The 15,443-nt window shown below is 68.8% G+C and carries 11 protein-coding genes; 8 read left to right on the top strand and 3 right to left on the bottom strand.

The window, feature by feature from the left end:
* Positions 1–97 precede the first annotated feature (97 nt).
* From LZ199_RS16625 to LZ199_RS16595, 7 genes are all read left to right on the top strand, one after another.
* The gene (locus tag LZ199_RS16625; RefSeq protein WP_253994679.1) at positions 98–1,648 is read left to right on the top strand and encodes a GspE/PulE family protein; all 1,551 of its coding nucleotides are present in this window, start codon (positions 98–100) and stop codon (positions 1,646–1,648) included.
* A gap of 137 nt (positions 1,649–1,785) precedes the next feature.
* Positions 1,786–2,313, top strand: a complete 528-nt coding sequence (locus LZ199_RS16620; protein ID WP_253994678.1) for an FHA domain-containing protein — start codon at positions 1,786–1,788, stop codon at positions 2,311–2,313.
* A gap of 24 nt (positions 2,314–2,337) precedes the next feature.
* Entirely contained in the window at positions 2,338–3,552 is a 1,215-nt protein-coding gene (locus LZ199_RS16615; protein WP_323389731.1) for a GNAT family N-acetyltransferase, read from the top strand.
* A gap of 127 nt (positions 3,553–3,679) precedes the next feature.
* On the top strand, positions 3,680–4,675 hold the full coding sequence (locus LZ199_RS16610; protein WP_253994677.1) for an NAD-dependent epimerase/dehydratase family protein: 996 nt from the start codon (positions 3,680–3,682) through the stop codon (positions 4,673–4,675).
* Positions 4,676–4,736: 61 nt separating this feature from the next.
* Complete coding sequence (locus tag LZ199_RS16605; protein WP_253994676.1) at positions 4,737–5,594, top strand: WGR domain-containing protein; 858 nt, start codon at positions 4,737–4,739, stop codon at positions 5,592–5,594.
* Positions 5,595–5,628: 34 nt separating this feature from the next.
* The gene (locus tag LZ199_RS16600) at positions 5,629–6,837 is read left to right on the top strand and encodes a substrate-binding domain-containing protein (protein ID WP_253994675.1); all 1,209 of its coding nucleotides are present in this window, start codon (positions 5,629–5,631) and stop codon (positions 6,835–6,837) included.
* A gap of 221 nt (positions 6,838–7,058) precedes the next feature.
* Positions 7,059–9,134 carry a glycoside hydrolase family protein gene (locus LZ199_RS16595; RefSeq protein WP_253994674.1) on the top strand — a complete coding sequence of 692 codons (2,076 nt, stop codon included), beginning with the start codon at positions 7,059–7,061 and terminating at the stop codon, positions 9,132–9,134.
* A gap of 54 nt (positions 9,135–9,188) precedes the next feature.
* Here the strand turns inward: LZ199_RS16595 and LZ199_RS16590 are convergent, their stop codons facing one another.
* The 3 genes from LZ199_RS16590 to LZ199_RS16580 form a co-directional block, all read right to left on the bottom strand.
* Entirely contained in the window at positions 9,189–10,070 is an 882-nt protein-coding gene (locus LZ199_RS16590; protein WP_253994673.1) for an aldo/keto reductase, read from the bottom strand.
* 81 nt (positions 10,071–10,151) lie between these two features.
* Complete coding sequence (locus LZ199_RS16585) at positions 10,152–10,952, bottom strand: M14 family metallopeptidase (RefSeq protein ID WP_253994672.1); 801 nt, start codon at positions 10,950–10,952, stop codon at positions 10,152–10,154.
* Positions 10,953–11,048: 96 nt separating this feature from the next.
* On the bottom strand, positions 11,049–11,498 hold the full coding sequence (locus tag LZ199_RS16580; protein WP_253994671.1) for a Spy/CpxP family protein refolding chaperone: 450 nt from the start codon (positions 11,496–11,498) through the stop codon (positions 11,049–11,051).
* A 342-nt stretch (positions 11,499–11,840) separates the two neighbouring features.
* Between LZ199_RS16580 and dnaE the strand changes: the two genes are divergently transcribed.
* Positions 11,841–15,392, top strand: coding sequence for a DNA polymerase III subunit alpha (dnaE, locus tag LZ199_RS16575; protein ID WP_253994670.1), 3,552 nt, complete (start codon positions 11,841–11,843; stop codon positions 15,390–15,392).
* Positions 15,393–15,443: the final 51 nt, after the last annotated feature.

Below are 15,443 nucleotides of genomic sequence, written 5' to 3'. Positions count from 1 at the left end.
GCGGGCGCGATCCGGCCATTCCTCTCCGGGCGACTTCAATCCGGGGAGGAATGGCGGTGCGCCCGGCGCGACTCGCGGCTGATAACCTCCGTCCGCCATGTCCGAGGACGCCCCCGCCTTCGCAGAGCTCGCGCAGTTCACCCTGGACCGGGCCTCGCTCCGGCTGCTTCCGGAGTCGTTCTGCCGTCGCAACCAGGTGGTGGTGCTGGGCAAGGTGGACCCGGCGGCCCACGACGCGCCGGTGACGGTGGGCACGACGAACCCGGACAATGGCCAGATTCTGGCGCTCGTCACCGAGTTCCTCCGGCGCCCGCTCCACACGGTGCGGCTGAACCCCTACGAAATCGAGTCGGCGTTGGAGGTCGGCTTCGGCGCGGGGCCTCGCGTCACGGCGGACGTCGTGCTGAAGCCCGGCGTCAAGCTCACGCACTCGCCGACCACCGTGGAGCTGGTGGAGCACGTGCTCTTCAGCGCCGTGGAGATGAAGGCCTCCGACATCCACGTGGAGAGCTACTTCGACGACGTGGACCTGCGCTATCGCGTCGATGGCATCCTCCATCAGTCCTACACGGACATCGACCCTCGCTCGCTGCCGGGCGTGGTCAGCCGGGTGAAGGTGCTGGCCGGGATGGACATCACGGAGCGCCGCCGTCCCCAGGACGGTCGCCTGCGCGCCATCGTCGAGCAGCCCGAGGGGCGCAAGGTGGTGGACTTCCGCGTCAGCGTGGTGCCGAGTCCCGCGGGTGAGGACGTGGTCATCCGCATCCTCGATGCGAGCGTGGGCCTGGTGCCGGTGGAGAAGCTGGGCATGTCGCCCGCCATGCAGGCCGTCTTCCTCCAACTGCTCGCCAACCCGGAGGGACTGGTGCTCGTCACCGGGCCCACGGGCAGCGGGAAGACGACGACGCTGTACTCGGCGCTGGCGCGGCTGAATGACGGGCGGAAGAAGATTGTCACCGCCGAGGACCCCATCGAGTACTACGTCCCCAAGGTGAACCAGAAGCAGGTGACGCCGCAGATGCCCTACGCGACGTTGCTGCGCGCGCTCTTGCGCCAGGACCCGAACGTCCTGCTCGTGGGCGAGGTGCGCGACCAGGAGACGGGCAGCATGGCCCTCACCGCCGCGGCCACCGGCCACGTGGTGCTGGGTACGCTGCACACGGCGGACTCGGTGGGCGCGGTGGCTCGACTGCGCGGCTTGGGACTGGACGACGTGGACGTGGCGGACTCGCTGCTGGCGGTGCTGACGCAGCGACTGGTGCGGCGCATCTGCGAGCAGTGCGTAGAGGACGCAACGCCCACGGCTGAGCAGGTGAAGCTGTTGGGGCGACTGCTGGATGGAGTGCGCTCGCGCGCCGGGCGAGGGTGCTCCGCGTGCAACCACACGGGCTATCGAGGTCGCTCCGGCATCTTCGAGCTGCTGGTGGTGGACCCGGACCTCCAGGACCTCATCGCGCACGGTGAGCCCACGGTCCGGCTGCGCCGACATGCGCGGAAGCACGGCTTGCGGACGCTGATGGAGGACGGGCTCGACAAGGTCAACGCCGGAGCCACCACGGTGGCGGAGCTGGTGCGCGTGGTGCCCTATCGCCACATCCTCACCACCCGGGATGAGCGCTTCGGCGTGGAGCCGGACGAAGAGGCATAGGCCCCGGGTTGAAATGCCTTCCAGGCGCTGATGGGGCAGAGGAGCCCTCCTCTTCTGGGGGCGTTGACACGAGAAGACTCGACGCGTGACAGCGTCCCCCTCAGAATCGCGCGCGTGAGCGATTCGGGGGAGCACCCATGATGACCGTCCAGGAACTGCGCGCGCTGAGCTCCCGACTGACAGAGGCGTTCTTCTGCAAGCAGGTGGGGCCGTTCGTGCTGGTGCAGCGTCCGCCCAGCCCGGTGATGGCGCAACTGGCGCTGAAGATGGGGGCCGCGCGCACGACGATGGCCCGCGACGTCCCCAGCCTGGAGCGCCAGCAGGTCGCGCTCTGGCTGCACTTCGACGCGCTCACCGTGGCGACGCTGCCTCCCGTGGAGGGACAGGACGTGCTCACCGTGGGGCGACAGCCGGACTGCGACCTGGTGGTCAACGAGCCCTCGGTCTCCAAGCGTCACGCGAAGCTCTGCTGGTGGGGCCCTTCGGTGGGCTGCACCTTGGTGGACCTGAAGTCGAGCAACGGCACGTTCGTCAACGCCAAGGAGGTGGAGTCAGGCGGGGAGCTGCACGTGCGGGACGGAGACCTGCTGGGCTTCGGTGACGCGACGTTCGCCTACCTGCTCGCGCCTTCTTTCTATTCGAAGATGAAGCGCGTCGTCCCGTGAGCCCCCCGCTAGGATGCCCCCAGGGTGCGTGAGCGCACCCCCTGGAGGGATGGGGACGTGGACGCGAAGCCGGACGACTTTGGACCGCCGAGAGATGAGCAGGAGCTGTCCGCCGTGGCGGACATCCTGATGCACGCCTATGCGATGACGCCGGCGGACTGCATCGCATGGAGGCAGCGGCTGGACCCGAACGACCTGCGCCTTCTGCGCGAGGGCGGCAAGGTGGCGGGCACGCTGGTCTCCATCCGCAAGGGCCAGTGGTACGGCGGGCGCAGCGTGCCCGTCGTCGGCGTGGGCGGCGTGGGCGTCTCCCCGCTGCACCGGGGGCAGGGCACGGCGACCCGGCTGATGACGCGACTGGTGCGGGAGGCCCGCGAGTCGGGCGCGGCGCTCTCCATCCTCTATCCCGCCACCCAGCCCCTCTATCGCCGCGCGGGCTACGAGCAGGCCGGAGCGCGCTACGAGACGCGCGTGCAGATGTCCGCGCTGGAGATGGGCGAGCGCTCGCTGTCGCTGCGAGCCATCGAGTCCCGCGACGAGGCAGCCATCGCCGCCTGCTACACGAGCGTGGCCCGCTTCCGTCAGGGCTGGTTGGACCGGAGCGAGTTCTCCTGGGGCCGCGTACGCAACCCGCGCTCCGAGCCCGTGCACGGCTATCTCGTGGAGGGCAGCGCCGGAGTGGAGGGCTACGTCTACCTGGCGCGCAGGCCACTCAAGGACTTGAAGCAGGAGCTGGCCCTCACGGACATCGTGGCCACCACGCCCGCGGCGGCGCGCCGGCTGCTGCGCTTCCTGGGGGACCACCACTCCCTGGGCACGGAAGTCGTGTGGTACGGCGGCCCGGACGACCCGTTCCTCCTGCTGCTGCGCGAGCAGTCCTATTCGGTGAAGGTGTACATGCACTGGATGGTGCGAGTGCTGGACGTCGTCTCCGCGCTGGAGGCCCGGGGTTGGACGCCGGGGCTCTCCGGCTCGCTGCACCTGGAGGTGACGGACGAGCTCTTCCCGGAGAACCAGGGGCGCTTCGTGCTGGAGGTGGAGGACGGTGTGGGCCGGGTGAAGCGCGGCGGCGAGGGCGGGCTGCGGCTGGATATCCGCCAACTGGGCCCGCTGTACACCGGCTTCCAGTCCGCGGCCTCCCTGCGCTCGGTGGGGCTGGTGGAGGCGGATGACGCGTCCGTGCAGGCGGCGATGGCGCTGTTCGCCGGGCCGCAGCCGTCCCTGCGGGACATGTTCTAGGGAGAGGGCGGGAGCCTCCCATGAGCGCCAGGACGCTCGAATGGGGGGCTCAAGGCCGTCGGGTGGCTACCGCGCCGAGGGCGGGTGGTGGTAGGAGCCCCAGACCTCATTGCCAGGGGAGCAGTCCATGCGGGCGTTCGTCACCGGCGGTTCCGGTTTCGTGGGCAGGTACCTTCTCGCGGCGCTCAAGGCGCGCGGCGACGAGGCTCGGGCGCTGGCGCGCTCTCCAGAGTCCATCGCGACGGTGGCGGCGGCGGGCGGGGAGCCCTTCGAGGGCGACCTGTCCGACGTGGCGAAGCTGAGGGCGGGCATGGAGGGCTGTGACACCGTCTTCCACTCGGCCGCGCTGGTGAAGTCGTGGGCGCCTCGCGCGGAGTACTACGAGGCCAACGTGCGCGGCACGGAGCGGGTGCTGGAGGCCGCTCGCGCCGCCGGAGTGAAGCGGCTGGTGCACGTCAGCACGGAGGCGGTGATGGCGGACGGCACGCCGCTGGTGAAGGTGAACGAGACGTGGCCGCTGCCGGAGCGCCCCATCGGCGACTATCCCTCCACCAAGAACGAGGCGGAGCGCCGGGTGCTGAGCGTCAACTCCGCGGACTTCACCACCGTGGCGGTGCGTCCGCGCCTGGTGTGGGGACGCGGTGACACGTCGGTGCTGCCGCAGATGGTGGACGCGGTGCGCAGCAAGCGCTTCAAGTGGGTGGGGGGCGGCCGCTACCTGACGTCCACCTGCCACGTGGCCAACTGCGTGGAGGGCATGCTGCTGGCGGCGGAGAAGGGCCGGGGCGGCGAGGCGTACTTCCTCACCGACGGCGAGCCGGTGGAGTTCCGGGAGTTCGTCACCGCGATGCTCAAGTCGCAGGGCGTGGACCCGGGCAACAGCACCATTCCCTACGGCCTGGCCGCGACGGTGGCCACGATAGCGGACCTGGCATGGGGAACGCTCGGGCTGCCGGGCCGGCCGCCCCTCAGTCGCACGGAGGTGCTGCTGATTGGACGCGAGGTGACGGTGAGCGACGAGAAGGCCCGGCAGGAGCTGGGGTACGAAGGACGGGTGCCGCGCTCCATGGGCCTGAAGGAGATGGAGACGGAGTTCCAGGAGCGGTCTTCGCGCGCCGCGTGAGGCGCGACAGGTGCGCATGAGCTAGCCTGGAGGGCCGGCCGGTGCGCGAGGAGGATGGGCCATGCGAAGGTTCGAATTCGTCGAGGGAACCAGCTCCAAGTTCTGGCAGCCGGAGGTTCAGGGCAACAGCTTCATCGTGACGTTCGGCCGCATCGGCACCGCCGGGCAGCGCAAGGAGAAGGCGTTCCCCGACGCCGCGGCCGCCGAGCGCGAGTACGAGAAGAAGGTCGCGGAGAAGGTGCGCGAGGGCTACCGCGAGGTGACGGCCGAGGGTGCCGCGCCCGCCCCCGTCGCCGCCGCGCCGCGCGCGCCCGAGAAGGCCCCGCTGCCGCGTCGCGTGCCTGTCGCGAAGCCCACGCCGGAGCTGCTCAAGGCCGCCGCGGACGCGCTCGCGGGGCTGCGGGCCCGGCTGGGCTGGCGAAGCTGGGAGGTGACGTCCCGCGCCAGGAGCGCACGCAGGGCATTGCGAGCGCTCGGTGGCGTGGACCCCGCGGCGCACGCGGAGCTGTCCTCCACGTTCGATGCGCTGATGGCGCGTGTCGTCGTCTCGCCCAAGGAGGGCCGGCTGCCGCTGCGGCATGCGCTGGGCCTGCTGAGCGAGCTGGACGTGGCGGCCTTCTCCCGCGCGGTGGACGCATGGCGTCGGGCGCCGGAGACGGAGGCGCTGGCCATGGTGCGGCGGGCCGAGTCGCTCGGTGAGCCGGAGCTGGCGCTGCGGCTGGGGCTGTTGCTCGCGGAGCGGCCGGGCATGAAGGGCAGCGCGTCCGAAGAGGGCTGGGGCAAGCGCTGGGGCGTGCTGCGTCCGCATGTCGAGGCGAAGCTGACGTCGTCGGGTGGCTCGCTGACGGAGTGGGTGAAGGGTGTGAACGCGGGGAGCGATGCGCAGCTCGCCGGTCGGCTCTCGCGCCTGGAGGCGTGAGGCAGGACGCGGCGCGAGGGGGGCGCATCGACACATGACACCCAGGGTTCTCATCGTCGTCGGGCTCTTTCTCGCGCTGGGCGGGGTCCTCTATCTGACCTCCAGCCGGGAGCCGCCAACGCGCGGCGTCCAGGAGGCCGGCACGCCCGAGCCCACGTCGCCCCGGCCTCCGAGGCCCGGCGAGGTGGTGGACGTCTCCTTCCTCTACAGCACGGAGAAGAAGGAGTGGGTGGAGGCCGCGGCGGCGGACTTCCAGAAGCAGCATCCCCACATCCGGCTGAAGCTGGTGGGACGCGGGTCGCTGGAGGCGGCGCAGGCCATCCTCGACGGCCGTGAGCAGCCCACGGTGTGGAGCCCGGCGGACAGCGCGGTGCTGCGCATGCTGGCCTCCGACTGGGCCACGGACCCCGCGCGCGGGCCGCTGTTCGCGGAGGAGGGCGAGCAGGCTCCGCGTCCGCTGGTCATCACCCCGCTGGTCTTCGTGGTGTGGGAGGACCGGGCGGAGGTGCTGCGCAAGGCGAGCGGTGGCGGCGCGGTGTCCTGGAAGGTGCTGCAGAAGGCGGTGACGAGTCCCCAGGGCTGGCCGGCGATTGGCGGCAAGCCGGAGTGGGGGTTCGTGAAGCTGGGCCATACCGACCCGACGCGCTCCAACTCCGGACTCCAGGCGCTGCTGCTGGCCACGCTGGAGTACTACGGCAAGCGCGGCGGGCTCACGGTGGCGGACCTGTTGGAGCCGCGCTACCAGGAATGGATGAAGGCGCTGGAGCGAGGCGTCACCCGCTTCGAGCCCTCCACGGGCATCTTCATGGCGGACATGGTCCGCTTCGGCCCGTCCCGCTACGACATCGCGGTGGTGTACGAGAACCTGGCCATCGCCCAGCTCTCCCATGCGCAGGGGCGGTGGGGGGAGCTGCGGGTGTACTACCCGGCGCTCACCTTGTGGAGCGACCATCCCGCCGCCGTGCTCCAGGCGGACTGGGTGACGCCCGCGCAGAAGGCGGCGGCGGTGGAGTGGCTGCGCTATCTGCAGAGCCGTCCGGTGCAGGAGCGCGCGTTGTCGTTCGGCTTCCGTCCGGCGGACCCGGCGGTGCCGCTGAAGACAGACGACCCGGAGAATCCCTTCACGAGGCTGGCCGCCCACGGTGTCCGCGTGGACGTGCCTCCCGTGGCGGAGGTTCCCGAGGGCCCCGTGGTCCGCGACCTGCTGACGCTGTGGTCGCGCGTGTTGACCTCCGACCGTTAGCGCCGCGGGCCACTCGCTGGCTGCCGGGCCCCGGGGACTGACGGCGCGGGCCGGCACTTCACATTCGCGTCGTCGCGTACCTGTCACCTCACCACCGAATCGGACCAGGAGCTGTGGGGGCGCTGCTTCCGCGGGCATGCGGCCGCTCGCCGTCATGCCTGGGCCCCCCTGTTCCCACGGTGGGCACGCGGCCACTTTGGCGGCGGCGATGGGAGGGGTGCATGACAAGAGCTGCTCAGGGGACGAGGCGGGCCATGGGGGCGCTGGGGCTGGCGTTGCTGCTGGTGGGGAGCACGTCGCAGGCGTTCACCGACGCGGATGCGCTGAAGGTGGTGGGCTTCGCGCGAACGCAGATGCGCAGGACGGCCACCGCCATGCCGAACACGACGCGCTCTCCGAAGGCCTCGCGGGCCGACGGGACGTGGTCGATGGTGGCCAACACGGACGCGGTGGCGTGGACACAGGGCTTCTTCCCGGGGAGCATGTGGCACCTGTTCCAGGTGGGACTGGAGCCTTCGTGGCAGCAGAAGGCGGACCTGTGGACGCGGCCCCTGGAGGGACAGAAGACGAACCGGCAGACGCACGACCTGGGCTTCAAGATGTTCCTGAGCTTCGGCAATGCGTACCAGCTCACGGGAGACCCGTACTATCGCGGCGTGCTGCTGACGTCGGCCGAGTCGCTCGCGACGCGCTACAACTCGCGCATCGGCATCATCGATTGCTGTGATTGGAACTCGGCGTGGGACGTGCCGCTCGTCACGGACACGATGATGAACCTGGAGCTGCTGCTGTGGGCGGCGGCGAACGGGGGCCGCGCGGAGCTGCGGACCATGGCCCTCAACCACGCGCTCACCACGCTGCGGGATGCGGTGCGCCCGGATGGCAGCTCGTTCCACTACGTGGACTACAACGCCGCGACGGGGGCCATCCGCTCGAAGGGCACGTTCCAGGGGTACTCCACGAACTCCACCTGGGCGCGGGGCCACGCGTGGCTCATCTACGGCTACACCATGGTGTATCGGTACACGGGGGACGCGCGGATGCTCGCGGCGGCGCGCAAGGTGACGGACTGGTACCTGGACCATGTGCCGGCGGACATGGTGCCCAAGTGGGACTTCGACGCGCCGGGCACGCAGAAGGACTCCTCGGCGGCGGCCATCGTCGCCTCGGCGTTGCAGGAGTTGAGCAACCTGGAGACGGATGCCGTGCGCAAGGTGCGCTACCGGGATGCGGCGCTGCGCACGTTGGACACGCTGGTGTCGCCGGCCTACTTCGCGCAGGGCACCAACAGCCCGGGCCTGCTGCTGCACGGCGTGGGACACCTGCCCGCCAACCAGGAGATTGATGTCAGCCTCATCTATGGCGACTACTACTTCCTGGAGGCGGTGCTCCGCTTCAACCCGAACCCGCCGTACCCCTGGTACTCGAAGATTGCGTTCTTCGAGAGCCAGCACCTGCTCGGCACCACGAACACGGGCGTGCGCACCGTCGAGTTCGACGTGACACCGCTCGCCTCTCCACAGGATGGAACCGTGGGCTACGCGGACAGCTCCACGTCGGTGACGGGTTACTCCTCGCTGAACCTGACGGTGAGGATGAACCTGGATGGGTACTTCGACGTGCGCAACGGCGGCGGCTACTCGTCGCTGGTCCGGGTGCCCTACGTCAGCGGCCAGACGTACCACGTGCGCCTCGTCGCGGACCTGCCCGCGCAGCGCTACAGCGTGTGGGTCCGCCCTCCGGGAGGGAGCGAGGTGCAGATCGCCAACCAGTACGTCTTCCGCACTGGAGCGCCGGCCATCAATGACCTGGGCCGCGTGTCCGTGAGGACGGTCATCGCGGACAGCGACTTCCGGGTGCTGGGGCACACCGTGACGCCCGGTGGGACGACCGCCGCTGGCGAGGCCGACGAGGTGGCGGCTCTGTCGATGTCACCGACGATGGGAGTCGAGGGCGGGGCCACCGCCAGAGATGGCGCCGACGAAGTGGCGGCTCTGTCGATGGCATCGCCTGAGGGCGTCGAGGGCGGGGGGCCCGTTGTCGCGCCCGTGCTCACGGAGCTCCCGGACGATGCGCGGTTGCTGGCACAGCTCGCGGACTTCGAGCGTTGGGGCCCGGTGTCGGAGGACCCCGCGCCCGGTGACGTGGATGAGGTCGCCGTCGCCAACGAGGCCCAGCGCCTGGCCAACGAGGCGATGCCCGAGGGCTTCGGATGCGGCGCCGCGGGTGCGCTTCCTCTCCCGCTGCTCCTGCTCGCGCTGCGCAGCTGGCGGCAGCGTCGACGCAAGCCGCACTGACGGAGGACATGACGGCGGCCCGCCCCTCGGTTCATCGAGGGGCGGGCCGTGTGCTCAAATCACGCCGTCCCAGCCCGCGTCGTTCCGCCGGAAGGCCTCGCGAAGCGCGGAGACCTGGGCCTCGGGGAGCGGGCCCTTCTCCAGCAGCCGGACATTGCGTTGCAGGTTGTCCAGGTTGGCGGTGCCGACGATGCAGGTGCTCACGCCAGGGGCATGGGCGGAGAAGCGCAGCGCCAGCTCGCTCCAGTCCAGGTCACCCGGGTCCACCGCCATGGCCTTCATCCGCTCCCAGTACTGCCCCACGTCATGCGCGGAAAGCCGCGTGTCGAAGCGCCAGGCCGCGTTGCCCAGGGGGCGCTTCGCGATGACGCCCACGCCCAGCGCCCGCGCGCGAGGCACGGCCGCGTCGAGCGCGCGCTGGTCGAACACGTTGACGGAGGTCTGCACGCTGCCGAAGGCGCCGTTGGACAGCGCCACCTGGAGGGCCGCGTTGTCTCCAGAGTACGCGGCCACGCGCACCTTGCCCTGGGCCACGGCCCGTCGCAGCGCATCCACCACCTCCGCGCGCTGGAGCACTTCACCGGGACACGAGTGGAAGTGCAGCACGTCGATGACGTCCGTGCGCAGCCGCCGCAGCGCCTGGTCCACGCCGAGGGTGATGCACTCGGGCGTCCAGTCCTCCACGCCAGGCACGCCGTAGCCGCACTTGGTGGACAGGAGGAACTCCTGCCTGCGCCCGGAGAGGAACCGGCCGATTCGCTCCTCGGACAGGCCATAGCTGGGCGCGGTGTCGATGAGGTTGAGGCCCGCGTCCAGCGCGCCATTCAGCAGCGCGGACGCCGCCCGGTCCTCCAGGTCGGCACTGCCCACCTGGCCCGCGCCGAAGCCGAGCACCGACACCTCGAGTCCAGTTCTTCCCAGCGGACGGCGCTCCACGGTGACAGCCTCCTCGCGAGCCCCGTGCACGGGACGCGTGCACGGCAGCATGTCACGAGGAGGCGAGCGCGTAAGCCCAGGTCAGCGGACTGCGCGCGCGGCCAGGTCGATGAAGCCTCGAATCCAGAGGAGGTTCACCGCGTGGCACGCGTCCATGCTCATGGGCGTGGTGGTCTCCAGCGTCGCCGTGTAGGGCACGCCCTGGCGCATGTACCAGTCGGTGACGCTGCCATCGTGATACACGATGAGCCCGTCTTCATCGGTGACGTTCTGCTCGTCGACCTTCTGGTTGCGCACCACCGTCGCGTGCTTGGACGCGGCCTCGACGAGGGGGCGATAGACGGCCTTGTCCCCAAAGACATACGCGTACGTCGCGGCGCCGCCCAGGTAGTTGTCCTGGTGGATGTCCAGCGCCGCGTTCGGCGGACGGAAGCGCGCCAGGTCCGAGCGCACCAGGCGCGTCTCCTTGGGCCCGCCATCATAGAGGGCCCAGCGCAGGTGGTCCTGGCCCTCGTTCAGCTCGCCGCGCCACTCACCGGGCGCCACCTCGTAGCGCATGAAGTCGTTGTTGGGCTTCTCGCCGGAGCGGTTGTAGCGGGTGCCGTCCTCGAAGCCGGACGGGTTGATACACGGATACACGCGAAGGCCCACGCCGCGTTGCCGGGCATAGGCCACCACTTCCGGGAAGCGCTCGGCCAGCGTGAGCGGGCCCGCGGGCTCCTCTCCGTGGAAGCCCGAGGTGATGACCAGCCAACGCTCTCCCGGCACGGTGATGCGGAAGAGGGGGTAGGGCTGGCCGCCCTCCAGGACCTGACCGTACTCGGCCACTTCACCAAGGTTGTCGAACGAACGGATGCGTTGCGCGTAGTCGGTGTATCTCACACCTGCAACCTATGCGTGACGCTCCCCGCCGCCTACCCATTCCTACCCGAGGACATGGGTGGGCGTTGAGTGGGGGACGCGCTCCCCCAGGGCGGCTCACTTCATGCCGGTGCGCTCACGGAACTCCGTGGCCAGCTCCTTGCGCTGCTCCGGCGTCAGCGTGCCGTGGACCTCCAGCGCGGCATCCGTCGCCTGGTGTGCAAACGCGCGCATGGCGTCGATGCGCTCGTCCACCAGGGCGTGGAGCTTCTGCGCGTCGGGCTTGTCCGACTCCAGCTGGGTGACGACCTCGGAGCGCACCGCGTGCTGCTCCTGCGCGAGCTTCGCGCCCTCCTCGAAGAGGCGGTCCTTCACGGCGTTGATGGACTGGCGCTGGGCGTCCGTCGCGTCGATATCATCCAGCTTGTCGTTCAGCTTCCACGACACCATCTGCTTGATGCGCTCGGGGTTGTGGCCCCAGCCGTGGTGGCCTCCGCGAAAGGCGAAACCGCTGAGCAGGACGACGGCGACGACGGCGGAACCGGCGATGGCGAGCTTCTTCATCATGGGGCACTCTCCGACTGCGGGGCCCGACGTGGGGCCCGGGTGGCTTCGCCGTGATTGGCGACGTTGCCCAATGTGCCGGGCCGCTTTATGGGGCGCTTGTACGGGGCGTGAAGAAGTATGAAGCCCCGAAGCCCCTGGATTTTGCCCCGGGTGTGCCCGCCTGGACGCCTGGAGGGAGAGCTTGGCCCCACGGGTCCCAGGTGCCCCGATTTCGGGCTCCACTCCGCCTTTCCGCTCCCGACAGAACGACTTGCGGGGCCGATTTATCGGCCTGTGGGACGTGCCGCCCGGACGCGTTCGAGAGAGTAGCGGGAGGCCTGGGCCGAACGTAGTGTTCGGGCCATGTCCTTTACCCACCTCCACCTGCACACTCTCTACTCACTGCTCGATGGGGCCATCCGGATGAAGGACCTCATCAAGACGGTGAAAGAGAAGGGGATGACGAGTGTCGCCGTGACGGACCACGGCAACATGTTCGGGGCCATCGACTTCTACAAGAAGGCGAAGGACGCGGGCATCAAGCCCATCCTCGGCATGGAGGCGTACGTCGCGGGCGCCAAGGGTCGCGAGGACCGCTCGGAGAAGGTCAACCACCACCTCATCCTGGTGGCGAAGAACGCGGAGGGCTACGCGAACCTGCGCTACCTCTCCTCCACCGCGTACATGCAGGGCTTCTACTACCACCCGCGCATCGACAAGAAGGTGCTCGCGGACCACAGCAAGGGCCTCTTCGCGCTGACGGCGTGCCTCGGTGGTGAGGTGACGAGCGCGTGCTTCCGCGGGGACATGGACCACGCCCGCCGCGCGGCCCAGGAGTACAAGGACATCTTCGAGCCCGGGCACTTCTTCCTGGAGGTGCAGTCCAACGGGATGCCGGAGCAGGACAAGGCGAACGAGAACCTGATGCAGCTGTCGCGGGACATGGACCTCCCGCTGTGCGCCACCGCGGACGCGCACTACATCAAGCGCGAGGACGCGCGCGCGCACGAACTGCTGATGTGCATCGCCAGCGGCAAGACGCTGGCGGACAGCAAGCGGATGAAGCACGCGACGGACAAGCTCTACGTCACCAGCCCCACGGAGATGCTGGAGTTCTTCAAGGACATCCCCGAGGCCGTCCACAACACCCAGCGCATCGCCGAGCAGTGCAACCTGGAGCTGAAGCTGGGCAAGCCCATGCTTCCCACGTTCAAGGTGCCGGACAGCCACACGCCGGACAGCTTCATGTCGGAGCTGGCCTACGAGGGCCTGCGCGAGCGCTTCATCGAGCTTGCGGCCACCGTCAAATATCCCATCGACCGCGAGCAGTACCAGGCGCGCCTGACGCTGGAGCTGGGCGTCATCCAGAAGATGGGCTTCAGCGGCTACTTCCTCATCGTCCAGGACTTCATCAACTGGGCGAAGAAGATGGGCATCCCCGTGGGCCCCGGTCGTGGCTCCGGCGCCGGCAGCCTCGTCGCGTATGCGCTGCGCATCACCGACGTGGACCCGATTCCGTACAACCTCCTGTTCGAGCGCTTCCTGAATCCGGAGCGCGTGTCGATGCCCGACTTCGATATCGACTTCTGCCAGGACCGGCGGGACGAGGTCATCCAGTACGTCGGCCGCAAGTACGGCGAGATGAACGTGGGGCAGATCATCACCTTCGGCTCGCTCAAGGCGAAGAGCGTGCTGCGCGACGTGTGCCGCGTGTTCGCGCTGCCCTTCAGCGAAGGCGACCGCATCGCGAAGCTGGTGCCGGAGGTCCTCAACATCACCTTGAAGGAGGCCATCGAGATGGAGCCTCGCCTCAAGGAGATGATGGAGAAGCCCACCAACATCGGCGACGTGGAGGGCAAGCCCGTCACCACGAAGGACGTGCTGGAGATTGCCCTCGCACTGGAGGGCCTGCACCGCCAGCCCGGCATGCACGCGGCCGGCGTGGTCATCGCAGACAAGCCGCTGTGGGAGTTCGTGCCCGTCTACCAGCCGCCGGGTGAGAAGACGCTCATCACCCAGTTCGCCAAGGACGAGGTGGAGGCGGCGGGCCTGGTGAAGTTCGACTTCCTCGGCCTGAAGACGCTCACCGTGATTCAGCACGGGCTGGATTTGGTGAAGCGCAACCACGGCAAGGACATTCCGCGGCATGAGATTCCGCTGAATGACGACAAGGTCTGGGAGCTGATGGCCAAGGGCGACACGGCCGGCGTCTTCCAGATGGAGTCGAGTGGCTTCACGGAAATGGTGGTGAAGCTCAAGCCGTCCTGCTTCGAAGACGTCATCGCCGCGGGCGCGCTCTACCGTCCGGGTCCGTTGGACTCCGGCATGGTGGATGTCTTCATCAATCGCAAGCACGGCCGGGAGAAGGTGTCGTATCCGCATCCCGCGCTGGAGCCGGTGCTCAAGGACACGTACGGCGTCATCGTGTACCAGGAGCAGGTGATGCAGATTTCGCAGGTCCTGGGGGGTTACACCCTGGGCCGCGCGGACCTGCTTCGCCGCGCCATGGGCAAGAAGAAGGCCGAGGTCATGCAGGCCGAGCGGGCCGGCTTCCTCGAGGGCTGCGCGAAGAACAACGTCGACCTGAAGGTCGCCGGCGAAATCTTCGACCTGATGGAGAAGTTCGCGGAGTACGGCTTCAACAAGAGCCACTCGGCGGCGTACGGCCTCGTCACGATTCACACCGCGTGGCTGAAGGCGCATTACCCCTGCGAGTTCATGGCGGCCCTTCTCTCCAGCGAGAAGGACAACACGGACAAGGTGGTGAAGCACATTGGCGAGGCGCGCGAATCGGGCCTCCAGGTGTTGCCACCGGATGTGAATCAGTCCGACCTGCAGTTCGGCGCGGTGGAGGGGAAGATTCGCTTCGGGTTGGGCGCCATCAAGGGCGTGGGCGAGGGCGCCATCGAATCCATCCTGGATGCGCGCAAGGACGGCCCCTTCAAGAGCCTCTTCGACTTCTGCGAGCGCGTGGACAGCCGGCGCGTCAACAAGAAGGTGTTGGAAGCGCTGGTGAAGGCGGGCTCGTTCGACTTCGAGAAGCGGCCGCGCCGGCAGATTTTCGACACGATTGAGCGGGCGATGAACCGCGGCTCGTCCAGCCAGAAGGACAAGGCGGCGGGGCAGAGCTCGTTGTTCGGCATGCTGGCGGGGCCGTCGTCGGGTGGCGCCGCGATGAAGGACGACTACGTCGTGGTGGAGGAGTGGTCGGAGAAGGAGCGGCTGGCGCTGGAGAAGGAGGCCATCGGCTTCTACGTGTCCGGCCATCCGCTGCATCAGTACGACAAGGAGCTCAAGCGCTACGCGAAGCCGATTACGGCGGTGCAGCGCGCGCGCAAGGACGACAAGCTCACGGTGGCGGGCGTCGTCACGGTGCTGCGCGAGCGGCCCACGAAGACGGGCAAGCGCATGGCGTGGGTGACGATTGAAGACCTGTCCGGGTCGATTGAGCTGGTGTGCTTCCCGGGCAAGGACGGCACGCGCAATGTTATGGGCAGGGACGGCAAGTGGGCGAAGCAGGGGCCCAAGCCGGGGTTCGAGAACTGGGAGCACCTGCTCAAGTCGGACGACCCGATTCTGGTGACGGGGACGGTGCAGATCAGCCAGCGCGACGAGGACTCGCCCACGCCAGAGCTGATTGTCGACGACATCCAGAGCCTGAAGGAGGTGCGTGAGAAGCGCACCAAGCGGCTGGAGCTGCGTGTGCCGGCGGACCTGCTGACGGAGGACCGCGTGGCCAAGCTGCACGAGCTGGCGAAGAAGTACGCGGGGGCGACGCCGGTGGCCGTGAGTGTGCTGTTCCACGGTGAGGCGGAGGCGCTCATCGGGAACACGTCGCTCAAGGTGCAGGTGCATGACGACCTGCTGCTGGCGGTGGACCGGTTGTTTGGAATGCGGGTGGTGGAGTTCGGGTGATGATGGGGTGCTTCGGCACCACACTGCTTCCGCGTGGGTGAGGTACGGTTC

Origin of the sequence: Myxococcus qinghaiensis (assembly GCF_024198215.1) — a bacterium.
Classification (GTDB): domain Bacteria; phylum Myxococcota; class Myxococcia; order Myxococcales; family Myxococcaceae; genus Myxococcus; species Myxococcus qinghaiensis.
The sequence above is the reverse complement of the archived record's forward strand: the minus strand, read 5'-3'. Positions and strand labels throughout refer to the sequence as shown.